25 protein-coding genes are annotated in these 24,137 nt (G+C 59.7%); 14 read left to right on the plus strand and 11 right to left on the minus strand.

Going from position 1 to position 24,137, the window contains the following annotated elements; genetic code table 11:
• The first annotated feature begins 325 nt into the window (after positions 1-325).
• Complete coding sequence (locus KW849_RS26130) at positions 326-1,252, plus strand: LysR substrate-binding domain-containing protein (protein ID WP_218432135.1); 927 nt, start codon at positions 326-328, stop codon at positions 1,250-1,252.
• Positions 1,253-1,309: 57 nt separating this feature from the next.
• Positions 1,310-1,675: a 5-carboxymethyl-2-hydroxymuconate Delta-isomerase gene (locus KW849_RS26135; RefSeq protein ID WP_218432136.1), complete on the plus strand. Its 366-nt coding sequence runs from the start codon at positions 1,310-1,312 to the stop codon at positions 1,673-1,675.
• 3 nt (positions 1,676-1,678) lie between these two features.
• Here the strand turns inward: KW849_RS26135 and KW849_RS26140 are convergent, their stop codons facing one another.
• From KW849_RS26140 to KW849_RS26150, 3 genes are all read right to left on the minus strand, one after another.
• Positions 1,679-2,617, minus strand: coding sequence for a LysR family transcriptional regulator (locus tag KW849_RS26140; protein ID WP_218432137.1), 939 nt, complete (start codon positions 2,615-2,617; stop codon positions 1,679-1,681).
• Between the two features lie 114 nt (positions 2,618-2,731).
• Positions 2,732-3,649 (minus strand): DMT family transporter, encoded by a 918-nt coding sequence (locus tag KW849_RS26145; protein ID WP_218432138.1) that lies wholly within the window; start codon positions 3,647-3,649, stop codon positions 2,732-2,734.
• Between the two features lie 13 nt (positions 3,650-3,662).
• Positions 3,663-4,847, minus strand: coding sequence for a cyanate transporter (locus KW849_RS26150; protein ID WP_218432139.1), 1,185 nt, complete (start codon positions 4,845-4,847; stop codon positions 3,663-3,665).
• Between the two features lie 495 nt (positions 4,848-5,342).
• Here KW849_RS26150 and KW849_RS26155 point away from each other — a divergent pair, with 495 nt between their 5' ends.
• The 6 genes from KW849_RS26155 (at position 5,343) to KW849_RS26180 (ending at position 11,887) form a co-directional block, all read left to right on the plus strand.
• On the plus strand, positions 5,343-6,725 hold the full coding sequence (locus KW849_RS26155; protein WP_218432142.1) for a glutamine synthetase family protein: 1,383 nt from the start codon (positions 5,343-5,345) through the stop codon (positions 6,723-6,725).
• Positions 6,726-6,915: 190 nt separating this feature from the next.
• The gene (locus tag KW849_RS26160; protein WP_218432143.1) at positions 6,916-8,565 is read left to right on the plus strand and encodes a phosphoethanolamine transferase; all 1,650 of its coding nucleotides are present in this window, start codon (positions 6,916-6,918) and stop codon (positions 8,563-8,565) included.
• A gap of 72 nt (positions 8,566-8,637) precedes the next feature.
• Positions 8,638-9,288 (plus strand): class I SAM-dependent methyltransferase, encoded by a 651-nt coding sequence (locus KW849_RS26165; protein ID WP_218432145.1) that lies wholly within the window; start codon positions 8,638-8,640, stop codon positions 9,286-9,288.
• Positions 9,289-9,411: 123 nt separating this feature from the next.
• Positions 9,412-10,545, plus strand: coding sequence for a ribonuclease D (gene rnd, locus KW849_RS26170; RefSeq protein ID WP_218432147.1), 1,134 nt, complete (start codon positions 9,412-9,414; stop codon positions 10,543-10,545).
• Entirely contained in the window at positions 10,542-10,835 is a 294-nt protein-coding gene (locus tag KW849_RS26175; RefSeq protein WP_108218515.1) for a YcgL domain-containing protein, read from the plus strand. Before rnd ends, KW849_RS26175 begins: the two co-directional genes overlap by 4 nt.
• 119 nt (positions 10,836-10,954) lie before the next feature.
• The gene (locus KW849_RS26180; RefSeq protein WP_218432148.1) at positions 10,955-11,887 is read left to right on the plus strand and encodes a D-2-hydroxyacid dehydrogenase; all 933 of its coding nucleotides are present in this window, start codon (positions 10,955-10,957) and stop codon (positions 11,885-11,887) included.
• 91 nt (positions 11,888-11,978) lie between these two features.
• Here KW849_RS26180 and KW849_RS26185 read toward each other — a convergent pair whose 3' ends face one another.
• On the minus strand, positions 11,979-12,572 hold the full coding sequence (locus KW849_RS26185; RefSeq protein ID WP_008049218.1) for a nitroreductase family protein: 594 nt from the start codon (positions 12,570-12,572) through the stop codon (positions 11,979-11,981).
• 164 nt (positions 12,573-12,736) lie between these two features.
• On the opposite strand from KW849_RS26185, the gene KW849_RS26190 reads away from it, so the two are divergent.
• Together KW849_RS26190 and KW849_RS26195 are read left to right on the plus strand one after the other, a co-directional pair.
• The gene (locus tag KW849_RS26190; protein ID WP_218432149.1) at positions 12,737-13,186 is read left to right on the plus strand and encodes a YcgN family cysteine cluster protein; all 450 of its coding nucleotides are present in this window, start codon (positions 12,737-12,739) and stop codon (positions 13,184-13,186) included.
• A 35-nt stretch (positions 13,187-13,221) separates the two neighbouring features.
• Positions 13,222-14,451: a hypothetical protein gene (locus KW849_RS26195; protein ID WP_218432150.1), complete on the plus strand. Its 1,230-nt coding sequence runs from the start codon at positions 13,222-13,224 to the stop codon at positions 14,449-14,451.
• Positions 14,452-14,564: 113 nt separating this feature from the next.
• On the opposite strand, the gene KW849_RS26200 is transcribed toward KW849_RS26195, so the two are convergent.
• The 4 genes from KW849_RS26200 to KW849_RS26215 form a co-directional block, all read right to left on the minus strand.
• On the minus strand, positions 14,565-14,942 hold the full coding sequence (locus KW849_RS26200) for a DUF2892 domain-containing protein (RefSeq protein WP_218432151.1): 378 nt from the start codon (positions 14,940-14,942) through the stop codon (positions 14,565-14,567).
• 80 nt (positions 14,943-15,022) lie between these two features.
• On the minus strand, positions 15,023-15,493 hold the full coding sequence (locus KW849_RS26205; RefSeq protein ID WP_007993783.1) for an RNA methyltransferase: 471 nt from the start codon (positions 15,491-15,493) through the stop codon (positions 15,023-15,025).
• Between the two features lie 154 nt (positions 15,494-15,647).
• On the minus strand, positions 15,648-16,019 hold the full coding sequence (locus KW849_RS26210; protein WP_007898702.1) for a YajD family HNH nuclease: 372 nt from the start codon (positions 16,017-16,019) through the stop codon (positions 15,648-15,650).
• 49 nt (positions 16,020-16,068) lie between these two features.
• Positions 16,069-16,755 (minus strand): spermidine synthase, encoded by a 687-nt coding sequence (locus KW849_RS26215; RefSeq protein ID WP_218432152.1) that lies wholly within the window; start codon positions 16,753-16,755, stop codon positions 16,069-16,071.
• Between the two features lie 95 nt (positions 16,756-16,850).
• Here KW849_RS26215 and KW849_RS26220 point away from each other — a divergent pair, with 95 nt between their 5' ends.
• A complete protein-coding gene (locus KW849_RS26220) occupies positions 16,851-17,141 on the plus strand; it encodes a hypothetical protein (protein WP_115948110.1) in 291 nt (96 codons plus the stop codon).
• Here KW849_RS26220 and KW849_RS26225 read toward each other — a convergent pair.
• Both KW849_RS26225 and KW849_RS26230 read right to left on the minus strand, forming a co-directional pair.
• Entirely contained in the window at positions 17,138-17,611 is a 474-nt protein-coding gene (locus KW849_RS26225) for a cyclic nucleotide-binding domain-containing protein (protein WP_218432153.1), read from the minus strand. The genes KW849_RS26220 and KW849_RS26225 overlap by 4 nt on opposite strands.
• A gap of 205 nt (positions 17,612-17,816) precedes the next feature.
• Entirely contained in the window at positions 17,817-19,871 is a 2,055-nt protein-coding gene (locus tag KW849_RS26230; RefSeq protein WP_218432154.1) for a S9 family peptidase, read from the minus strand.
• Positions 19,872-20,106: 235 nt separating this feature from the next.
• Here KW849_RS26230 and KW849_RS26235 point away from each other — a divergent pair, with 235 nt between their 5' ends.
• Genes KW849_RS26235 through KW849_RS26245 form a run of 3 tightly spaced genes read left to right on the plus strand, consistent with a single transcriptional unit; the run spans position 20,107 to position 21,969 of the window.
• Positions 20,107-20,604 (plus strand): MFS transporter, encoded by a 498-nt coding sequence (locus KW849_RS26235; protein ID WP_108218525.1) that lies wholly within the window; start codon positions 20,107-20,109, stop codon positions 20,602-20,604.
• 32 nt (positions 20,605-20,636) lie between these two features.
• A complete protein-coding gene (locus KW849_RS26240) occupies positions 20,637-21,413 on the plus strand; it encodes a class II glutamine amidotransferase (protein WP_218432155.1) in 777 nt (258 codons plus the stop codon).
• Positions 21,414-21,426: 13 nt separating this feature from the next.
• On the plus strand, positions 21,427-21,969 hold the full coding sequence (locus KW849_RS26245; RefSeq protein ID WP_218432156.1) for a DUF2937 family protein: 543 nt from the start codon (positions 21,427-21,429) through the stop codon (positions 21,967-21,969).
• 44 nt (positions 21,970-22,013) lie between these two features.
• On the opposite strand, the gene KW849_RS26250 is transcribed toward KW849_RS26245, so the two are convergent.
• The gene (locus tag KW849_RS26250; RefSeq protein WP_218432158.1) at positions 22,014-24,125 is read right to left on the minus strand and encodes a TonB-dependent receptor; all 2,112 of its coding nucleotides are present in this window, start codon (positions 24,123-24,125) and stop codon (positions 22,014-22,016) included.
• Positions 24,126-24,137: the final 12 nt, after the last annotated feature.

A 24,137-nucleotide genomic window follows, 5' to 3' on the forward strand; every position in this document is an offset into this window, starting at 1 on the left:
CCGAACTCAGCAGTGAAACGATGCATCGCCGATGGTAGTGTGGGGTTTCCCCATGTGAGAGTAGGTCATCGTCAAGATTAAATTCCGAAACCCCTATCTGCGCACGCAGGTAGGGGTTTTGTTTTTGGCCTCCGTACACCTCAAACGCTGTTCCCTGTGGGAGCAAGCTCGCTCCTACTGCCCCAACCGCTCCAGCGTGTGCGTCAACGGTTCCAGCGACACACAGATAAACCCATCCGCGTCAGGCTGTTGGACCTGAGTCGGATAGACGGCAGTCGCACCAGCTACCTAAACTGTCAGCAGATTTGGACATCGGGGGCAGTGGATGAATCGCAACGAACTTCGCAAGGCGGATATCAACCTGATGGTGGTATTCGAAACGCTGATGCTCGAGCGCAATGTCACTCGGGTGGCGGAGAAACTGTTTCTCGGTCAGCCGACCATCAGTTCGGCGCTCAACCGCTTGCGTGCAATGTTCAATGATCCGCTGTTCATACGCGTCGGCCATCGCATGGAGCCGACAGCGCGGGCAGAGGAGATCATCAAGCATCTGTCGCCGGCGCTGGACTCCTTGTCCGTGGCCTTGAGCCTGACCCATGATTTCGATCCGGCCAGCAGTACGATGACGTTTCGCATCGGTCTGTCCGACGATGTCGAGTTTGGTCTGTTGCCGCCATTGCTGCGAGTCTTGCGCCAGGAAGCGCCCAACGTGGTGTTTGTGGTGCAGCATGTCGATTACTGGCGGATTCCCGACTTGCTGGCGTCTGGTGATATCACGGTGGGTATCAGCCAGACCCGTGGCTTGCCAGCCAATGCCAAGCGCAAGTTGCTGCGGCACATCCAGCCCAGCATATTGCGCGCCGATGCCTCCGACACACCGCTGACCCTCGATGAATATTGCGCGCGACCACACGTGCTGGTGTCCCATACCGCCAACGTCAGTGGCTATGCCGACGAGTGGCTGGCAGATATCGGTCGCACTCGCCAGGTAGTGCTCTCGGTACCGCAATACAGTGCGTTGCCAGCCTTGCTCGCCGGGACGGACCTGATTGCCAGTCTGCCGGATTACACCGCCGAGGCGATGGCTGCATCGGGAATGCTGTTCAAGGAACCCTTTCCGTTCAAGACACCCACCCTGGACCTGTCCATGGTCTGGCTCAGTCATGTCGACACCGACCCCGCCGAGCGTTGGTTACGCTCGCGTCTGGAGGCGTTCATGAGTGAGCGTGCGGTTTTGCCGCTGCCCGAATGAACAGGGCGACGCTGTGTTATATGTACGACCTGCCCCCCTACCTACAGGATCTGACTCATGCCTCACCTGCACATGGAATACTCCGCCAACCTGACTGACTTGAATGCCGATGTGGCATTGATGCGGTTGAACAATACGTTGGTGGGTTCCGGTCAATTTTCTGCCGAATTTGACATCAAGAGCCGCGCGGTCATGGTCGAGACATTCAAGGTTGGCACGGCATTGGCTGAGCGGGCATTCGTGCATGTGAAACTGGCGCTGTTGAGTGGTCGTTCCGCACAGATCAAGAAACAGCTCTCCGAAAGCCTGCTGGAGGTGGTTCAGGGCCTGTGTGAGTGGCCGAGTGGCGTTGAGGTCCAGTTGTGTGTGGAAATTCTCGACATCGATCGCGATTCCTACAGCAAGACCGCCATCAGCAACTGAGTATCAGGCCGTTTCCTGCTCGACGCAGGCCTGGATCACTTGCTCTCGCAGCCAGGTGTTGGCGCTGTCCTGATCAACACCCTGGTTCCACTGCATGTCGAGGGTGAAACCCGGCAAGCCTTCGGGCGCTTCACAGTGATTGAAGGTGTCTGTGTTGGCCAGAAGTTGCTGGATGCGCCGGGGCAGGGTCAGGGCATAGTCGGTGCCGGTAATCAGCTTCAGCGCTGCACTGTAGCTGTTGGCGCGTACGACGATCTGGCGTTGTTGCCCCTGCTGCGCGAGCCAGCCGTCGACCATGTTGGTGGCGGACGTCCAGGGTGTCGGGAACACGTGTCGACGTTCGACATAGGTTTGCAGACTCAAGCGCGATTCCGCCGGCGTGGCGCGTTTGTCGAAAACACACACCAGATCGTCTTCGAGCAGCGTCCGGGATTTGGAGTCGACGTGACTGCGATGAAAGTGCGGGCCGAAGCACATCACCAGGTCGAGGCTGCCGTCGCGCAACGCTTCGGCAGGGACATCGGCCTCGAGTTTGAACACATTGACCATCACCGGAAGCTTGGCGAGGTCGAAGCGTTTCAGCAGGCGCGGCAGGATCAACTGTTCGAAATATTCCGGTGCGCAGATGTTGAAGGTCACGGGTTTCAGGCCGGGGTCGAACGTGGGTGGGCCGGCGTGACACAGGTTGATGCTTTCGAGGATTTTCAGCGCGTGAGGGTACATCGCACCGGCCTTGCAGGTGGGCTGCATGCCGCCGGTACGGGTATTGATAAATAGCTCGTCCTCGAAACTGCGGCGCAGTTTTTTCAGGCAGTAACTCACCGTGGACTGGCTGATGCAAAGCGTCTCGGATACGCCGGTGACGCTGTTTTGCTCATACACGGCGACGAACACCATGAGGTCCTGCATGTCGAGTTTTCTGAGCGAATTACTGTTCAGCATCCATTGCGTCTCGCTGCGTCCCTTGCGCTGACCGTGCGCGAAGGTGAGCGAATGATCCTAGCGCAATGAGCGAGCAGGGAGAACGCCTTGCAGGACGTTTCGCCCAAGCTCGTGTCAGCCCTGGGCCATCGCCGGCACGGCGCGGCGGCTGGACATCAACAGCGCGAACATGCCGATGCCCACCAGCACCGCGCCAGCCAATTCCAGCGGCAGGGGCATCTGGTGCCCCCATAGCCAGTGAAACAGGGTGATGAACAGCGTACTCAGGTAGATGTAGGAAATCACCGAGGACGGCGCGATCACGCCGATGGCCCGATGCAGCAGCCAAAACGTCGCCAGGGTGGCGAATACCGCCAGGTACATCAGCCAATAGAAATCGTTGAGCGTCAGCAATGATGCCGAGCGCCAACCGCCACTGAATCCACAGAACACCAGCAGAAACAGCGCACCGAACAGCATGTTCCAGAACGTCATGGGCACCGGCCCGCGCCCTTTGAGGCTGTTGGCTTTCAGGCGCTGGCTGAGGGGAGCGTAGAGCGCCATCGCCAGGCAACCGATGCCGTACACGGTCAATGCATACAGCGATGGCAACTCGCCGGGGCCGGTGCCTTTCATGATCAGCAAAACCGCCCCGGCAGCGGCGAGCAGCATCGGCACAATCCGTTGTTTCAGGCTGCCGTCAGGTGTCAGCACGGCCTCGAAAACCAGGGTCATCAGCGGCACCAGCGTGAACACCGTCCCGGTGTTGACGGCCGAGGTGTAGCGCAATGCTTCGAACAGCGAGCCGAAGTACAGCGCCAGCAGCAGGCCGAGCACCGCGTGACCGAGCAGCCCACGAGCGGTCATGATTGCGTCGCCTTTCAGCAGCAACAGCGGCAGAAACACCAATGCACAAAACAGCAGGCGCAAACCCGTCAGCAGGATCGGGTCGATGGCCTGGCTGACTTGCGCCGCCGCGGAAAACGATGCGGCGATCAACAAGGCCCAAAGCAGCATGCTGGCGTGAGCGGCGGCGAAACCGATGGTTTTCATGGCAGGCTCCGGATCAATGGATGTGGCGGGTGTAGTGCCTTGGGTTGAAGCGCAAAACCATCAACATCATCAGTGCCATGACCACTGTCAGCGACCACCAGGCCCATTCAAAGCTGCCGAGCCGGTCGCGGATTATCCCCGCCAGCAGCGGCGACAGGCCGGCGATCAAGTAGCCAATGCCTTGAACGAAGGCGGTCAGGCCACCAGCGCGCAAGGGATTGTCCAGATGATCCAGCGATACGATCAGGCTCATCGGGAACAGGCCGCCAATGCCCAGCCCCAGCAGGCATGGCCACATCAGGCTCAAATGTTGTGGGCTCAGAATCAATCCGCAGAAACCGGCGATGATCAGTGCAAGCAATACCATCAGCACGACACGGCGGTCGCGGCTGCGATTGGCGATGACGGGCGTCAGCAGGCCCGACAGCACTTCCATGGCGGTCAGAAATCCGAGCAGCAATCCGGCGTGCTGCTCGCTCCAGCCCTTTTCCACGTAGTACGGCGCCAGCCAGGCCAGGACGCAGGTGTAGGACGCAGTGCCCAGACCAAAGAAGATCGCGAGTAACCACGCGCGGGAATTGGCGAAGAACGAACCATTACTGGAGGCCTTTGAATCCCGTATCGGCATCTCCGCCCGTTGGGTTCCCCAGAGCAGCAATGCCAGCACGGCGAGAACCGCCCAGATCGCCAGGCCCATACGCCAGCTGCCGGTACGTTCCATCACCAGTGGCGCAAAGGAAGCACCCATGGCGGCACCGCCCATGATCGACGTGACGTAGAGGCCCATGCACAGGGCGACATGGTCGCTGAAGCGGGATTTGATCAGCGCTGGCATCAGGGCCTGGATCAGGGCTATCCCGATACCTGCCAGTACCGCGCTGAGAAGCAGCTCCGCCGCTGAATCAAGGAACAACCGCGAAAGCGTGGCCACACCGATGATCAGCAACGAGAACACCACCGTGCGCTGGTCGCCGAGTCGCTGACTGACGCGCAGGCCGACAAACATCGCCAGCCCCATGGCCATCACCGGCAACATGGTCAGCAGTGAAGCCAGGCTGAAGCTCAGCGGGATGTCGTCGCGAATCGCCGAGAGCAGCGGCCCGACAGCGGCCATTGAAGGGCGCAGGTTCAGCGCAACCAGGACAATGCTGAACATGAACCAGACGGCAGGGCGGGAATTGACTCGGGTGTTTTCCATGAGCGGACCTTGAAGAATATGCCGGCGATTAACGCGCGCTAGACCCGAAGGGCGCAAATCAGAAAGTCTGGGGTGGTATTTAGAAATCAAATACAAGTCGCTCCCACAGGGACACCCCTGAACAGTCAAATGTTTAGTCAGGCCTTATCCAAGGTTCTTCAAATCCAGATTTAACGACTCAACCCATCGTGTGACGCTGCGGGTCACCTGTTTTCTGCGGTTCTCTCTATGGACGGTTGGCCAGTCGCAATCCACTTCAAGGCATCCATCGACGCGCGAGCGTCGAGCCTTGGTCGTCGATTCTCGCCCGCCACCGCGCCAAACCTCTCTGCACTTCCATCTGAACTGGCCTTCTGGGCGCTATGGCATTGCCGCCATGCGCGCCCGCCGGACTCCAGCTTTTTCCGCTGATTGTTCCTACCTGTTCCGGTTGATACCGGGATTAAAGTTCGGGTGCTTTTGCGTACCCGTCTGACACGGAAAAAGAGAATTCCCATGAGTTGTGCCACGACCTCGTTTGCCACCAGGCTTGAAGCTCAGACATTTCTGGAGCAGAACCCGGACATTGAAATGTTCGAGCTGTTCATCCTCGACAACAACGGAGTACCGCGCGGCAAACTGCTGCATCGTGACGAGTTGCTGGCGGTGTATGAAAGCGGGCGGCCATTGCCGAGCACCATCCTCGGCCTGACCATCAATGGCGATGACGTGGAAAACTCCGGGCTGGTCTGGGATGTCGGGGATATCGACTGTCGGGCCTACCCGATCAGCGGCAGCCTCACGCGTATGCCGTGGCGTCTGATACCGACCGCAGCCGTGCAGGTCAGCATGCACCCGACGCAAGGCATGCCCGCCACCATTGCCGATCCCCGTCATTTGCTGGCGAAAGTCATCGAAGGTTTACAGGCCGACGGCTATTACCCGGTCATGGCGGCGGAACTGGAGTTCTATTTGCTGGATCAACAACGTGACAGCAATGGCCGGCCGCAACCGGCACGGGATGTCGATGGCGGGCGTCCGCGCGGTACTCAGGTCTATGGTTTGCGCGAGCTTGAGCAGATCGAACCGTTCCTGGCCGATCTCTATAACGCCTGCAAGCTCCAGGGGATTCCAGCGCGCACGGCCATTTCCGAATACGCGCCGGGGCAAGTGGAAATCACCCTTGAACACCGCACCGACGCATTACAGGCAATGGACGAAGCGGTGCGTTACAAGCGTCTGGTCAAGGGGGTAGCGCACAAGCACGGCATGACCGCCTGCTTCATGGCCAAGCCTTTCGATGACCTGGCCGGCACCGGGATGCACATGCACGTGAGCCTGGCCGACAAGGACGGCAACAACCTTTTCGCCAGCGAAGCTCCGGATGGCACGCCACTGCTCAAGCAGGCTGTCGCGGGCATGCTCAGTACTTTGCTCGATTCGCTGTTGCTGTTCTGCCCCAACGCCAACTCTTACCGTCGATTCCAGGCCAACAGCTATGCGCCTCTGGCGGCCACCTGGGGCGTGGACAATCGCACCGTGAGTTTGCGCGTACCGGGCGGGCCGGCGTATTCCCGGCACATCGAGCATCGAATTTGTGGCGCTGACGCCAACCCCTATCTGGCGGCTGCGGCAATTCTGGCGGGTATTCATCGCGGTATCCGCGAACGACTCGACCCTGGTGCGCCGGTGGAGGGCAATGGCTACGCCCAGGCTGCGAAACTGTTGCCGACAGACTGGCTGACCACATTGCGATCGCTGGAAGGTTCCAGTTGGGCCAGGGAAGCGTTCAGCGAGGAATTCCTCGGTGTCTACCTGGCGGTGAAACGCGCCGAATATCGCCAATTCATGGGGGAGGTCGGTGAGCAGGACTGGCGCTGGTATTTGCACCAGGCTTGAGTTGATGCTGAACCAGAGCTGAAACCTTCTCAAATACTCTGAAAGTCTCAGGCTGGTTTTATAAGCCAACTAATTGTTGGCTTCTTTTTCACAAAAAATTGATGGTTGGCTACCTAAAATTAGAGCTGTCTCGGTAAATGAAATTTTCACATTTACCGAAGGCACTTATTTACAGGACCCGCCGAACCTCATGCTTAAGATTAAAGCCGTGCGCCCCGAGTGGGTGACACTGATTGCCAGTGCACTTTTATTAGTTGGCTTCAATTTTGTGCTCTGGCAACACCTGTTCGAAATCACCGCATCCGATGGCAAAGGCATTGTCATGCGCGTGGCCTTTGGGATGATGATCTTCGCGGCCTTCAACATTGTACTGACCTTGCTGGCGTTCCGGCCGGTGCTCAAGCCGGTCCTGACCCTGCTGTTCATGATCAGCGCAGGCGTGGCGTATTTCATGAGCCAGTATGGTGTTCTGATCGACACCGGCATGTTGCGTAACTTCGCTGAAACCAATGCCACGGAAGTGCGCGACTTACTGTCGCTAAAGTTGTTTGTTTATATTGTGCTGCTCGGCGTTTTACCGACTTGGCTGTTGTGGAAGACACCGATTGATTATCGTCGTTGGCACCGTGAACTACTGAGTAAAGTCCTGGTGATTTCTTTCTCGGCAGCGGTCATTGGCGGTGTTGCACTGGTTAACTATCAAGGTCTTTCTTCGCTGTTTCGCAATCACCACGAGTTGCGCCTGATGGTGGTGCCAAGCAACTACATTGGTGCCTCGGCTGGTTTCTTGCGCGAGAAGGTAGCGACTGCACGGCAACCCTTTGTCAAAATCGGTGAAGATGCCCAGCGCAATCCGGCCTGGCAAACTCACGGGCGCAAGTCCCTGACGGTTCTTGTCGTGGGTGAAAGTGCCCGGGCGGAGAACTTCGGCATCCTTGGCTACAGCCGCGACACCACGCCGAAACTGAGTAAGGAAGATGGCCTGATCGCCTTCACCGATGTGCATTCCTGCGGGACTGAAACCGCCGTATCGGTGCCTTGCATGTTTTCCAATATGGGGCGCAAGGACTACAACGCCAGCAAGGCAAAGAACGAAGAAGGCCTGCTGGATGTGCTCAAACATGCGGGTATCGACGTGATCTGGCGTGACAACCAGTCAGGCTGCAAAGGTACGTGCGATCGCGTCACTATTGAAGACGTCAGCAATCTGAAAGATCCGGCGCTGTGCGCCAACAGTGAATGCCGCGACGAAATCCTGCTGCGGGGACTGCAACATTTCATCGATACCTTGGACAAGGACACAGTATTGGTATTGCACCAGATGGGCAGCCACGGTCCGGAGTACTTCAAGCGTTATCCGAAAGAGTTCGAGCGCTTCACCCCGGTTTGCGAGAGTAATGCCCTGAACAATTGCAGTCGCGAAAGTATCGTCAACGGCTACGATAACTCCTTGGTATATACCGACCATGTACTGTCGACCTTGATCGATCTGTTGCGCAGTAACCAGGACAAAGTGGATACCGCGATGCTGTATCTGTCGGACCACGGCGAGTCTCTGGGTGAATACAACTTGTTCCTCCACGGCACGCCTTACATGCTCGCACCCGAGCAGCAAAAGCATGTAGCCATGTTTGCGTGGTTCTCCGACAGCTATAAAAAGTCGTTTGCGGTAGATACCCGTTGCCTGCAACAGAGTCGTGAAAAGCCCCTGAGCCAGGACAACCTGTTCCATTCGATGCTTGGCCTGCTGGAAGTCAACAGCAAGGTCTACAACCAGGACCTGGACATGTTTGCCGGCTGTCGTGGTCCAGTGGTCGACGGTGTGTTGGCCAAAGAATGAGTGCTCCGGTTTTGTTGCACGCGGCGGCCGCCGACTTGCGGCCTGTAGAACTTTCAACAAGAGCCATTGCACATGTCCGCTCAGCCTCCATCCGCCATCGAGCTTGAGATTGCCCGGCGCTACGACCGGGAGCACGCGCGCGTCTGCCTTCAGCCGCAAGCGCCGGGCCTGGCCGGGCGTCTGGCGCTCTGGCGTGAGGAGCGTCTGGTGCGCAATGCGCTCAAGGTCGCCGGCGAGCCGGGCCTGATCCTTGATGTGGCCTGCGGTGTGGGGCGTTTCTGGTCGGTGCTGGCCGAGCATGCGAATCGGGTGATTCTCGCGACAGATCCGTCTCAAGACATCCTTGATCACGCCCGCACCCATCACCCTCAGAGTCTATTGAAACGGGTCAAGACCTTTCAAAGTTCCGCGTTCTCGATTGGCTTGTCCGAGAACGCGGTTGACTGCATTTTTTGCATGCAACTGTTTCAGTACCTTACTAACCCGGAACATCGCCTGGCGATGCTTGGCGAGTTTTACCGGGTCAGTCGCGATACGGTGATTGTCGCGGTGCGCCTCGACGGTCGTTCCAAGGCCGCGCGCTCGCGTGTGGAAGGGCCGTTACCGAGCAAGACCGAGGTGGAAAGCGAGTTCAGGCAGGCGGGTTTCCGTTTGCTCAGCCATCAGGACTTTTTTCCCGGTTGCGCGCGGATGCGGATCTACGTGCTGGGTAAGACCAGCTAGCCCGGCTTTGTAGGACTATTCTGTATGTCACGCAGTAATTTTCGCTAACGCTCTTGTTCAGTGGATGCGCGGAAATCGCCGGGGGCGATATATACTGCGCGCCATTCTTCAAGGGAGAGCCGTGTGGCCATCGATATTCACTGGATTCGCGACAACGATAGCCTCGGACGGTTGTGTGCCGAGTGGCAGCAGTTGCCCTTCGTTGCCCTCGACACCGAATTCATGCGGGTCGACACCTTCTACCCAATCGCCGGCCTGCTGCAGATCGGTGATGGCGTTCGTGCCTATTTGATCGACCCGCTGACCATCGACAACTGGCAACCATTGGCCGCGTTGCTGGAAAACCCGGCGGTGGTCAAAGTTGTCCACGCGTGCAGCGAAGACCTCGAAGTCCTGCTACGCCTGACCGGCAGCCTGCCGGCTCCACTGTTCGATACCCAACTGGCTGCCGCTTACCTGAACCTCGGTTTTTCCATGGGCTATTCGCGGCTGGTGCAGGAAGTGCTCGGCATTGACCTGCCCAAGGGTGAAACCCGTTCCGACTGGCTGCAACGTCCGCTTTCCGAAACCCAGATCAGCTATGCCGCCGAAGATGCCGTGCATTTGGCTGAAGTCTTCGTAAAGCTGCGTCCAAAGCTGTCAGACGACAAATACGCCTGGGTCCTGGAAGACGGCGCCGAACTGGTGGCCAACCTGCGCCGCGAGATCGATCCGTACGAGGTCTATCGCGATGCCAAGCTGGCCTGGAAGCTGTCTCGCGCCCAACTCGCCGTTTTGCGTGAGCTCTGCGCCTGGCGCGAAAAGGAAGCCCGCGCCCGTGACCTGCCGCGCAACCGGGTTATCCGCGAGCATTCGTTGTGGCCATTGGCGCGCACGCAACCGGACAACCTCGGTGCCCTGGCGAAAATCGAAGATATGCACCCGCGTACCGTGCGTCAGGACGGTGAGTTTCTGCTTGATCTGATCAAGCGCTCTGGCAGTGTGTCGCCTGATCAATGGCCACCAGCCGTGCCGGAGCCATTGCCGGTGGACGCTGCCGTGCTGCTCAAACAGATGAAAGCCATCGGCCAGGCCGAAGCCGAGCGCCTGAACATTGCGCCGGAACTGATGCTGCGCAAGAAAACCCTGGAAGCGCTGCTCAAGAGCGGCTTTCCCAATGGTCCCTACCAATTGCCTGATTCGCTGCGTGGCTGGCGCCGCGAATTGATGGGCCAGGCGCTGCTCGACAGCCTGGCCACCGCCGGAGAACAGCCTTGAAACGTATTTGCTCCATCTACCGCAGCTCGAAGAGAAACGAAATGTACCTGTATGTGCTCAAGAGCGATGCTCTGGAGCGCGTGCCGGATCCCCTGATGGCAGCTTTCGGCAAGGCCATCCACGCGTTCGACCTGGTGCTGAGCCCCGAACGCAAGCTGTCGCGCGAGGACATCACGGTCGTGCTGGAAAATCTCGACAAACAGGGTTATCACCTGCAAATGCCGCCTGCCGAAGACGAGTACATCGAGCACCTGCCGGAAGAATTGTTGCGTCGTAACGATCCGATGTGAACGGCAGACAGGCTCTGTTCAGAGTGATTATGAAACACTGATTGATTTTTGCGATGGCAGCATCGACGGAGCACCGCTCTGTCGGCGGCCGTCTGCACCGTTTTTGAAAGGTTTGAAGCATGCGCGTCCTGATTGCTGAACACGACCACCCCGTGTACGCCCAACTGTTGCGCGAGGCGGCACCGGACCTGGAGGTGCTGACCAGCGGCGATTCCGCCGAACTGGCCAGCCAGGCCGCCGATTGTCCGGTGTGGCTCGGCCAGCCAGATTTGCTGGCGACCCTGTTACGCCAGGGCCATCAACCGCAATGGCTGCAATCGACCTGGGCCGGCATCACGCCGCTGCTGGCCGATGGCTTGCCGCGGCACTATCGCCTGACGCGTGCCGTCGGCATCTTCGGCCAGGTCATGGCCGAGTATGTGCTCACGTATATGCTCGGTCACGAACGTGAAGTGCTGGCGCGACTGGTCAGCCAGGTCGAGCGCAAATGGGACAGCCGCCATGGCCAGAGCCTGGCGGGGCGTAAGGTGTTGATCGTCGGCACGGGTGATATCGGTCAAAGTGTCGCGCAGTTCCTCGTGCCGTTCGGCGTCCAGTTGTATGGCGTTGCCAGCAGCGCGCGGGAACAGGCCCCATTTATCGAAGTCGGTTCACTGGCGGATTTGCCGCGGCTGGTCGGTGAAGTCGATTACGTGGTCAATCTGCTGCCGAACACGCCGGACACCCACGATATCTACGACGCGGCGCTGTTCAAGCAATTCAAGCCGACCGGATTGTTCATCAACGCCGGGCGCGGTGTGGCGGTGGTCGATGCGGATCTGGTGGATGCCTTGAAGGAAGGGCATCTGGCGGGTGCGGTGATCGACGTGTGCCGTCAGGAGCCGTTACCCCAGCGTCATCCATTCTGGACAGCCTGGGGCCTGCTGCTGACCGGCCACAGCTCGGCACCGACTTCGCCTTCGATGATGGTGAAGCTGTTTGTCGAGAACCTGTGGGCGTATCAGGCGGGTGAGGCGTTGCGCGGGGAAGTGGATTTCGATCGCGGGTATTGAGGCGCAGCGAAAAAAGATCGCAGCCTGCGGCTGCTCCTACAGGATTATGTGTACTCCTGTAGGAGCAGCCGCAGGCTGCGATCTTTTGCTGTTAGAGGGTGAAATCACCTTCAGCCGCCAACTCGCTCAACGGACGACGCGGGCTAGGCTCTTCACGGGCTTGCAGGTAATCGGCCAGGCTTGCCTTGTCCCCCAGCTTGCCCACCGCGACGGCGGCGTGCAGGGCGTAACCTTCAGGAATGTTCAGCTCCTTGCGGGTCAGTTCCTGGTCGAAACCGGCCATGCCATGGGTGTGCCAGCCGCTCAGGCTCGCTTGCAAGGCCAGGTGACCCCAGGCGGAACCGGTGTCGAAGGTGTGCCACAGGGCCGGGGTTTCTTCGCTGGCGCCAGGCGCGGTGAAGGTGGTTTTCGAGATCACGATCACCAGGGCCGAAGCATGTTGCGCCCAGCTGCGGTTGAATTCGTTCAGCAGGCCCAGGTAACGCTCCCAGTTCGGCGTGTCGCGACGTGCGTAGAGGAAGCGCCAGGGTTGCGAGTTGTAGGCCGAGGGTGCCCAGCGGGCGGCTTCGAAGAAGCTCAGCAGGGTTTGCTCTGGAATCGTTTCGCCGGTGAAGGCGCGGGGCGACCAGCGATCGGTGAACTGAGGGTGAATGGCGTAATCGGCAACGCGTGGGTTGGCACTCATCAAGAGATTCCTTGCTACGTTTGAAAGTGGGAGCGACGCAAAACCCTACTTGGCAGCGCAAAAACTGACAAGCCCGTTCTACCGACAGTCGCCAATGCTTGGCCCACGGGCTTTCGGGCACTAGACTGGCGGCCTTTTCACCACCTGATGTCGATGCTCGAACCATGGCCGCCAAAGTAGAACCGTTCTGGATACGCAAAACCCTCGATCAACTCGATCAGGAGGAATGGGAGTCGCTGTGCGACGGCTGTGGATTGTGCTGCCTGCAAAAGCTTGAAGACGAAGACGACAACAGCGTCTATTACACGCGCATCGCCTGCAAACTGCTGGACCTGAAAACCTGCCAGTGCACGGACTATCCCAACCGCCGAGACTCCGTGCCGGACTGTATCCAGCTCACGCCGGGCAAGGCCGACGAATTCAAATGGCTGCCGCCGACCTGCGGCTATCGCCTGGTCAGCGAAGGCAAGGACCTGCCGTTGTGGCATCACCTGGTGTGCGGTGATCGCGATGCTGTTCATCACGAGCGGATTTCCCAGTCCGGGCGCATGCTCGCCGAAGGCAGCGTGTCGGAAGATGATTGGGAAGATCACCTGATTTTCCGCGCGGGCTGACGGCCGAACGTATAACGTTTCACGAAGGAGTGTGTATGGCTGTGGGATGGCGGCAGGCGTGTGTCGTTGGACTACTGGTCGTGAATTCGCCCGTATGGGCAGCGAACAAGGTCAATCTGGATTATCACGTGCGCCTGTTGCCCCAGAGCGATCAGGCCGAAGTGCGCCTGACGCTCGCCCAGGGCTCGGCGGTACGCAGCCTGGATTTCGACCTCGGCGACGGCAGCCACTACAGCGATTTCAAGGCCGACGGCCAATGGCAACTGACCCCCGGCAAAGCGGCGCGCGGCATCTGGCGTCCGACTGCCGACAAGGCCAGCCTGACTTACCGCGTGAATATCAACCACGGGCGCAAGAGCGGCAGCTTCGACACGCGCATGACGCCAAACTGGGCGTTGATGCGCGGCGACGATTTGGTGCCGGCTGCCAGACTCGATCAACAGGACGGCATCGAACTGGTTTCGCGCCTTGAATTCGAGCTGCCCGGTGGCTGGAAAAGCGTTGAAACCGCGTGGCCACGGATTGGCCAGAACAAGTTTCGTATCGATAACCCTTCCCGATTGTTCGATCGACCCACGGGCTGGATGCTCGCCGGCCAGCTCGGTAGCCGCCGTACTCGTCTGGGCGAGACTGAAGTAACCGTCGCCTCTCCGCTGGGGCAGGGTATGCGCCGCATGGATGTGCTGACCCTGCTGACCTTCGTCTGGCCACAAGTGCAGGCGCTGTATCCGCGACACCCTGGCAAACTGCTGATCGTCGGGGCCAATGATCCCATGTGGCGCGGCAGCCGGTCGGCGCACGAGTCGATCTATCTCAACAGTCACCTGCCGTTGGTCAGCGAAAGCGGCACCAGTGCCCTGGTTCGTGAGCTGGCCCAGGTGTTCGGGCGGATCAACGGCACGCAGCGCAGTGACTGGATCAATGAAGGCTTTGCCGAGTATTACGCCATCGAACTGGTGCGCCGGGCCGGCGGCATGAGCGATGAACGCTACGAGAGCCTGCACGGCAGACTGGTCAAGAGCAGCCAGAAAGTCACCACGCTGCGCGGTGAACAGATCACTGCGGTTCAGGTGGCCAGGGCGGTGGTGTTGCTGCAGGAGCTGGATCGCGAGATTCGCCTGAAAACCCACAACAAGCGTTCGCTGGATGATGTGTTGCGCGGGGCGATGCGGCTGGGGGATATCGATACCAAGGCATTTGTTCAGCTCAGCGAGAGCGTGATCGATGGTTCTTCAAAGGTACTGAGTACCGAATTGCTTCAGTAGCACCGCCATTCGCTGGCAAGCCAGCTCCTACATTGGTTTTGTGTACGGCACAAATCACATGTAGGAGCTGGCTTGCCAGCGAAGAGGCCGGTTGCCTCAGCACAATTCCAGGATCAACCCCCGGCTTTCGGCGACTTCAACGAATCATTGCCGGTAACGGTCGCAGTTTTGGTCGCCGCTTCGGCATTGTCCTTAAGCGTCTTCAAGTCTTCACCCGCCCGCTGGATTTTCGCCCGCACGTTGTTCATGTCCTGACGGCCTTTCTCCAGCAGGCTTTTCGCCGAGCTGTGGCCGGTAATGCCGCGCGCCAGGGCCACGCCGCCGATGGCCACCTGGATCAGGCCAAAGATCCCGCCACGACGCAGGCCCTTGCCCACCATCACCACGCCGCCGGCCAGGGAGCCGATGCGTTCCCAGCCCTGCACGTTTTGCTCGGAAGGGCTCTGGAACGGGGTGGATTCGATACGCTCGACGCGTTTGAGTTCGCTCATGGTCTGTCTCCAGGCTTGGGTGATCGATAGTCAAGCTGACCGCCTGGGCAGGCAGCTCGTTCAATCGGATGTGCGGCGATTCAGCGGAATTTTGGCCCGGAGCGGGTATTGAGCCCCTTGGACATGCGGTCGTAGAGCACGACGTTGACCGTGGCGGCCAGGTTCATGCAACCGGTGGTAGGAATGTAGACCACGTCTTCGCACCAGTCGCGAATCTCTTTATCCAGCGATCCGTCTTCCGGGCCGAAGATGTAGAGCGCGCGATCCGGGTGGGTGTATTCCGGCAACGGGCGGGCGCCTTCGACCAGTTCCACGGCGACGGGCACACAGTTGAGCGGCAGGATCTTCTTCAGGTCGTCGATGCCGATCAGCGGGATGTCGTAGTGCACGCGCTTGGTATCGGTGACGAAGTCGGCGGCGCGCTCATAGCGCTTGCCGGTGTAGAACACTGACGCCACGCCATAACAGCCAGCGGCGCGCATCACCGAACCGACGTTCTCCGGTGATTTGGGGTTATACAAACCAATGCAGCTGTACCGTTTGTCTGCCACGAGCGGGGTGCCTTTCGGGAAAAAAGCGCGATTATACGGGGATTGGGCGGCAGCGAGGGGGGTTGAAAGGAAAGATCAAAAGATCGCAGCCTGCGGCAGCTCCTACAAGGTATACATCGAATGTAGGAGCTGCCGCAGCCTGCGATCTTTGTTTTTAATCTTCTTTCTTCATCAACCCCGCCAACGCCGCAAACGGATTGTGCGTGGCCTTGGCGATTTTCGGTGTGCTCAACGAGCCTTCGTCGAAATACTGCTGGTCGGTATACCGCGAGTGTTCGTTATCGTGGCAGTACAGGCACAACAACTCCCAGTTCGAGCCGTCCTGCGGGTTGTTGTCGTGATTGTGGTCGCGGTGGTGCACCGTCAGTTCGCTCAGGCGCTTGCCGGAGAACTCACGGGCGCAGCGGCCGCAGACGTGCGGATACATCTTCAGGGCCTTATCGCGGTAGCCCATTTCCTTGTCGCGCTGGTTATCGGCGAGGATGCGATCCAGCTTCGAAGTGTTGGTCGGGGTGGACGAACTCATGGGTTCACCTTTGTAAAATGACTAATGACGGTATTAAGCGAAGTTTAGCTCAGCCCTTGAGCTTCTCGGCAATCCAGATGGTGTGGCGGGTGCCTTTGTTGCCATGGGCGAAGACCTGCACTTCCTCGGCCTTGAAGCCGGCTTTCTTCAGTTTGTCGGAAAATTGCCGGTCAGCGCTGGCCGACCAGACCGCCAGTATACCTTTGGGTCTCAGGGCCTTGGCGCAGGCACTGAGGCCGCCAGCGGAGTACAGCCAGCTGTTGGCTTTCTGGGTCAGGCCTTCGGGGCCATTATCGACATCGAGCATGATGGCATCGAAGCCCTGGTGTTCGGCTTGCAGGACTTTGGCCACGTCTTCCATGCGAATCACGGTCCGCGGGTCTTGAAGCGGGTTTCCGGCTTTCTCGCCAAGTGGCCCGCGATTCCATTCCACAACACCGGGCACTAATTCGGCGACCACCACTTCAGCGGTCTTGCCCAGGTGCTTGAGTGCCGAAGCGAGGGTGAAGCCCATGCCCAGGCCGCCGATGAGCACCCGTGAATTCGGTCGACCGGCGACTTTGCGACACGGGATCTCGGCCAGAGCATCTTCGGAGCCGTGCATGCGCGTATTCATCAATTGCCCGCCATCGCCGCCCTGGATCTTGATGACGAAATCCTCGCCGTATTCGAACAGGCACAGGGCACCGCCGTTTTCAGGAATGGCGGTGGTGTCCAGCAGAACGAAACGTTTCATGGGGCTCACTTGAAGAAAGTTGGCAGAACACGGGAGGGCAAACAGACGCAGTTGGGAGTAGCCTGTTTATGACGACAAGGTCAACGGAGCCATTGATGAAGCGCACCATTCTAACGGTCATTGCCCTGGCCGCGCTCTCGATAACTGCAGTGCAGGCTCAACAGCTGCAATCGATTCCCGTCAGCCCCGCGCCGATACCCGGTTCGCCCGGCACCGCGACGCCCACGCCGTACCCGCAAATCAGCCCGGCGCCTTTGCCTAGAGTCGGCCCCGGCAGTAGCGGTCCGCCGTTGGTGCCGATTGAAATGCCGAGCCCGCCGACCAAAGACCAGCCGATACCGGGCCTTGCGCCCAATCCGCCGAAACCCAAGTCGCCGGGTGGCTAGACCTGCTGTGAAAGCAGTTGACCGTCGGCCATGCGCAGGCGTCTGGACAGGGATACGGCGAGGGCACGGATGATCTTGGCGGCGATTTTCGGTGCGTCGTTGAGCATTTTTTCCAGCGAGTCCTTGCCCAGGTTGAGCAACTGGCAGTTGCTTGCGGCCACACAACTGGCCGAGCGCCGTTCGCCGTCGAGCACGGCCATTTCGCCGAACGAGCGGCCGCTGCGCAACGTGGCGATGGTGACGCGTTGCCCGTCGGCGGTGGTTTTCTGCACTGCCACCTGACCGGTGTGGATGATGCACATGAAGCTGCCGGCATCACCCTCCTGGAAGATTTCCTCGCCCTGGGCAATGGTGCTGATACTGAAGTAGCCCGAAGCCGCAGCGAAGTCCGCCGGCAGCAGTTGATTGAACAGGCCGCAATCCATCAGCCAGTCGCGAATTTCGTTGTTCAGAAAGGTTGGTTCAGGCATGTCGTCACGGTCTTTTTTGTAGTGTCTGCTGCTGGTTCGAATTTGAAGTCACCGCACACCCCTGTAGGAGCTGCCGCAGGCTGCGATCTTTTGACTTTGATATTTCAAGATCAAAAGATCGCAGCCTGCGGCAGCTCCTACAGGGGTCAGTGTTGTGTCGGCTTCCTGTGTCCGGAACTATGACCCGCACACCCAGCCAGGTTCCTCAGGCAATGCCCAGAACCTTGAACAAAAATGCATATTCGAGTGCTACGTCACGCAATCCCTGATATCGACCGCTCATCCCGCCATGCCCGGCACCCAGTTCCGTCTTGAGCAGCAGGGGATTGCTGTCGGTCTTGGTTGCGCGCAATTTCGCCACCCATTTGGCTGCTTCCCAATACTGCACACGGCTGTCGTTGTAACCGGCGATCACCAGGGTCGCCGGATAAGCTTGCGCGGTGACGTTTTCGTACGGGGCGTAGGCCTTGATCCGGTCATGGACGTCCGGTTCTTCAGGGTTGCCCCACTCGTCGTATTCCGTGACGGTCAATGGCAGGTCAGGGTCGAGCATGGTGTTGAGTACGTCGACGAACGGTACTTCGGCGATGGCGGCGCCAAACAGCTCCGGCCGTTGATTGAGCACCGCGCCGATCAGCAAGCCACCGGCGCTGCCACCGCTGATCGCCAACTGCGGTGCAGTGGTGAAGCCCTGGGCGATCAGGTGTTCGGCGCAGGCGATAAAGTCGCTGAAGGTGTTGTGCTTGTGCTCCTGCTTGCCGGCGCGATACCAGGCTTCCCCCAGTTCGCCACCGCCACGCACGTGGGCAATGGCAAAGGCCATGCCGCGATCCAGCAGGCTCAGGCGCGCATGGGAAAACCACGGGTCGAGGCTTTCGCCATAGGCGCCATAGCCGTAGAGGTACAGCGGCACGGGTTTGCCCAGGTCTGCGCGTTTGATCACCAGGCTGATCGGCACTTGCGTACCGTCCGGCGCAGTGGCCCACAGGCGCTGGCTGACGTAGGCATCGGCATCGAACGGGCCGAGCACCGGTGTTTGCTTGAGCACTTTCTGCTCGCCCGAGGCCAGGTCCAGTTGGCGGATTTGCGCCGGACGGTTCAACGCTTCGTAGCGCAGGCGAATCCGCTCGCTTTCGAACTCCAGGCTGTTCTGCACGTGCAGGCTATAGGCTGCATCCGGCAGTTGCACTCGATAAGGCGTCTGGCCCTGTGGGTGTACCTCAATGACCGGCAAGCCGCCGACCCGCAGGCTGAGGGTCATGGCCCCGGTGTTCAGGCTGATGCCGTCGATCATCACCGTGTCACTGTGGGGGATCAGGTTCTGCCAGTCGGCTTCGGTCGGCGCGGCGCCGGTATCGGCGGCTGTATACAGGGCGAAATTGATGCCGTCACGGTTGCTGCGAATGAACCAGGTCCATTGACCGTCGAGTACGCCGTGGTCGACGTCGTACTCATGATCCTCGACCCGTGGCGCGATGCAGGTGAAGGATTGCTGCGGCTGGTTGGCATCGAGGGCCCAGACTTCGCTGGTAGTCTTGCTGCCCACGGACAGCAGCAATTGCTGCTCGGAGCTTGAACGGTAGCAATGCATGAAGAAGCGACCGTCCAGCTCATGGAACACCTCTTGCGCCGCCGTGCCGTCCAGGCGATAGCGATACAGCTTGTGTGGGCGATGGGTGTCGTCCAGTTCACCAAAGAACAGCGTCAGGCTGTCGTTGGCCCAGGTCATGCTGCCGTCGCAGTCCTGGAATTCCAGCTCACTGACACGGCCGTCGGACAGTTCCTTCACGAACAGCGTGTAAATCTCGTCGCCGCTGGAGTCGATGCTGTAGGCCAGACGCTGATGGTCCGGGCTGATGCTGAATGCACCCAAGGAAAAGAAGCCACCATTGGCCAGCTCGTTGGGGTCCAGCAGCAGTTGTTCGCGGCTTTCGTCGAGGGTCAGGCTGTCGTCGGCCGGACGCGGGCAGCGGTAGTGCCGGGCATACTCGTCACCCGCCATGGTGCGGGTGTAGTACAGATACGGTCCCCACGGCGAGGGCAGGGACAAATCGGTCTCGAGAATCCGCCCCTTGATCTCCTCGAACAGGGTTTCACGCAGCCCGGCCTGGTCGGCGGTTTGCGCTTGCTGGTAGTTGTTTTCGGCTTTCAGGTAGTCGAGCACTGCGTCGGTGTCGCGCTCCTGCAGCCAGGCATACGGGTCGGAGCCTTCAGCCTTGTGGGCGATCGGGGCGTCGCAAATGTTGGCAGATATGGGCATGAAGGGCTCTCGAACAATTTATTGAATAAGGATTGGCAACCTGTAGGAGCTGCCGAAGGCTGCGATCTTTTGATCTTGATTTATTAAGATCAAAAGATCGCAGCCTTCGGCAGCTCCTACATACCGCTTTCGCGAGCAAGCCCGCTCCCCACAGGGGTTGCGCGTTGCTGGCTGGATTTGAGCAGCCTGACGGGCGAAAAGCCGTTATCATAAGCGCCTCTTTGCCTGCCTTGCCATGGACACCATGACCGAGAACGACTATCTGATCGCTTGGGGCCTCTACGCCTTCGCCGCTTTGGGCTGCCTGTTGGTGTGGATGCGCTTGACCCGCTGGATGTGGCGCTGGCTGCGTGAGCCGCTGCGGCTGGCGATGGCCGTGCTGCTGTTCAGCCCGACCATCATCGACCCGGTCAAGGACAAAGTCGCGCCGGCCGTCGCCATTACCGCCCTCGACCTGTTGTTCAAGGTCGGCAACAACGCCTGGCGGGCGATTTCCGATCTGTTCATGTACGGCATGATCGCGTTCGGTCTCTATCTGGTGCTGGTGGCGATCCGTTTCCCTATCGAACGCGCCTCCAACGCCCGCAAGGAGCGTGAGGCTGCCACCAAAGCCGCCGTCCGCGCTGACGAGCCTGAGGACGATCAACCGTTTGGCGGTGCTGGCGATGATCGCTACGGTCGTCCTCCCGTGCCGAGCAGTCCTCAGCGGATGCGGGTCGAACCCCGTCTGTAACCTTGCCCCTGCGATTGAGCGAGAGTCCGAGCATGTGTGAGTTATTGGGCATGAGCGCCAATGTCCCGACCGATATCGTGTTCAGCTTTACCGGGCTGATGCAGCGCGGCGGTCGCACCGGCCCACACCGTGATGGCTGGGGCATTGCCTTCTATGAAGGCCGTGGGCTGCGACTGTTCCAGGACCCGGCGGCAAGCTGCGAGTCGGAAGTCGCGAACCTGGTGCAGCGCTATCCGATCAAGAGCGAAGTGGTGATCGGGCACATCCGCCAGGCCAACGTCGGCAAAGTCTGCCTGTCCAACACGCATCCGTTCGTTCGTGAGCTGTGGGGGCGCAACTGGTGTTTCGCCCATAACGGCCAGTTGGCGGATTTCCAGCCTGCGGCCAGATTCTATCGCCCCGTGGGTGATACCGATAGCGAAGCGGCCTTCTGCGATTTGCTCAACCGTGTGCGTGCGGCGTTCCCCGAACCGGTCGAGGTCGAAGCGCTGCTGCCGGACCTGGTGGCCGCGTGCGCCGAATACCGCAGCAAAGGCGTATTCAACTGCCTGCTCAGCGATGGCGACTGGTTGTTCTGCTATTGCTCGACCAAACTGGCGCAAATCACCCGGCGCGCACCGTTTGGCCCCGCACGCTTGAAAGATGTCGACGTGATCGTTGACTTTCAGGCCGAAACCACACCGAACGACGTGGTCACCGTCATCGCCACCGAACCCCTGACCGAAAACGAAACCTGGACCCGTTACGAACCGGGTCAATGGAGCCTGTGGCGGCGCGGCGAATGCGTCAGCCAAGGCAAGACCTCATAAGGATTCAACCCCCATGTTGCTCAGTTATCTACGGCTGGTGTTGTTTGCGGCCGGCTTGTTGATCGGTGTCCAGGTGCCGGGCTTCATCAGCGATTACGCCAAGCGGGTCGAAGCGCATCTGATCGAGGCGCAAGCCGGGTTGAGCGGGTTCCAGAACACCGCCAATCAGTTCTTCAAGGGTGACATGCAGGCTCTGGTCGCGCATTACCGTGCCAGCGAAGACCCGATCTTCCGCAGCGATGCCGACAGCCTGAGCACCCTGCTGACCCGCCAACTGGCGCTGGACAAGCAGTTCCAGGCGATGCAGGGGCCGTGGTACATCCGCTTCCTGCAAGTGGTGCTGGCTGCCGATCCGGACATCCGCAAGGAAACCTGGAATGGCTACAGCTACCAGATCCTGTTGACGCCCGAAGCGATGAGCTGGGGCATGAGCGGCGCATTGTTGCTGTCGTTCGGGATCGAGTGCCTGTTCCGGTTGATCGATTGGGTGGTGTTGGGCGGCAAGCGTCTGCGCCAGAGCCGGCCGATCGAAGAGCGGGATTTGCGTGGCTTGTAACACTGCCGAACGTCAAGGAGCCGGCAAGCCGGCTCCTTGCTTGATTACCAATCTATCGAATAGGTCATGCTCAAGGTACGGCCTTCGGCATTGGGGAATGGCGCTCTGGCGTTGGCCTGGGCGAACAGGTTGACGTACGTGCGGTTGGTCAGGTTGTACACGCCGCCTTCCAGGCGACCGACCGGCAAGTACACGGAACCGAGCAGGTCCACCAGCGTATAGCCTTCGATGTCGCGCCCGTTGTTGTCCTTGGCGGCAGCGTCGTAACTGGACAGGTGCATGCCTTGCAGGCGCAGGGTGTAGTCGTCTTCGGCGTAGCCGACGAACAGCGTGGTTTTGGCCGGTGAAATGCGTGTCGCCGGCAGATCGATCCATTTCCCGTTCTGTTGGGTCTCGCCTTTGGCCCAGGCATAGGTGCCACCCACCGACCAGTGATCTGTCGCGAGGTAGGTCAGGCTGTTTTCGATGCCGCGAACCCGCTCCTTCTGGTTGATCAGACGCAAGACACGCTCATTGGCATCGTAGAACTGAGTCACGTCCGAGGTGTTTTCATAGACGGTGACGTCGGCCTGCCACCGGTCCCAGTTACCGCGCCAGCCCAGCTCGTAGCTGTCGACCTTGATGGCCTGGGCGTTGAGGCTCTGGATGTCGAAGGTGCTGTTCACGTCACGCAAGAAACGCTGGATGTCCGGCAGTGAAAACCCCTGGCTGTAATTGGCGAAGACGTCCTGATGTTCACTCAGGTGATAGACCGCGCCCAGGTTATAGAGCGTCGCGTCGTATTTGAGGGTGTCACCGGGCAGGATGGCGCGTACGCCGGTCTGGACGATCTGACCGTAAGCGATGCTGTCGGAGACGTCGCTTTCGATCCATTCGCGGCGCACACCGCCACGCAAGGTCCAGTCTCCGATGTCCCAGGACATCTGCCCGAACAGCGCCTTGGTGGTGGTTTCGATATCCGGGCCCAGCTCGTAAGTGGTGCCGGTCTTGGTGTAGGTCAGCCCATTGAGGGTGTATTGGTCACCGCGCTGGCGGGAGCGTTCGTGATCATAGTCGGCGCCCCAGACCAGGTTGCCTGTGGCGCTGCCGATAGCCGGCAACGGTGTGTCGATGGCCGCACGCAGACCGTAGACATCCTGCACGCTGTTGTTGTCGGAGATCCCGGCCTTGCCCCGCGACAGGTCGGGGAAGAACAGCGCATCGGCCCGGCGCCAGTAGCTTTCCAGTTGCAGGCCCTGGCCGTAGAAGTCGTTGTCGGTGTAGTTGAGGTTGGCCGCCTGGTTATGGGTGTAGGGCTGGTCGTCGAGTTTCAGTCCTTTGACCGCCACGGCCTCTTGCCGGTTTTTCGGGTCTTTTGTGTAGCCGGTGTCCTGCTGGTCCTTGTAGTCCTGCAGCGACAGGCTGAGTTTTTTATCGGCATCCAGTTCGTAACCGAAACGACCTTGCAGGTCATAGGTGTCGGTGTCCATGTTGCTGCCCTGGGACGTGTCCTGAGGGATGCGATTGCCGTTGCCGTCGTACTGATCGTTGCGCTGGGTCAGGTCGGCGGACACGTACCAGTCCAGGGCATCCTTGCGCCCGGTCGCACTCTGAAAGGCCTCGTAGGCGAAACCCTTGCTGTTGAGGTTATTGCCGGTGGTCAGGCCCAGTTTGCTGCTGTAGGCAAGGTCCTGACCCTGGTTGCGCTTGGTGATGATGTTGATGATGCCGCCCGAAGCACCGGCACCATAAATGCTGCTGGCGCCGGAAACCACCTCGATGCGTTCGATACTGGCCGGCGCGATGCTGTTGAGCTGGCGGAAGTTGTCACGCGTGGCGTTTTGCGACACGCCGTCGATCAACACCAGCATGTTACGCCCGCGCAGGGTCTGGCCGAAGTTGCTCATCCCGCCGCTGGACGGCGCCAGGCCGGGAACCAGTTGCCCCAGGATGTCGGAGACCCGGCGCCCGGCGCCACTCTGTTGGCTGATCTGATGTTCGTCGATCACCTGGACCGAGCCCGGAATCGAGGCAATGGTCGCTTCGCTGCGCGTCGCGGAAACGACGGTGGCTTGCATGTTCAATGTGCCAGGTTGCTGGTCGGTGTCCTCGGCCCAGGTTTGGGCGCTGAAGGAGCCGAGCAGCGGAATCATCAAGGAAAGTTTGGTTCGGGTCATGAGTTGGTCTTT

The organism is Pseudomonas sp. PDM26, from assembly GCF_019219185.1.
Taxonomy (GTDB): domain Bacteria; phylum Pseudomonadota; class Gammaproteobacteria; order Pseudomonadales; family Pseudomonadaceae; genus Aquipseudomonas.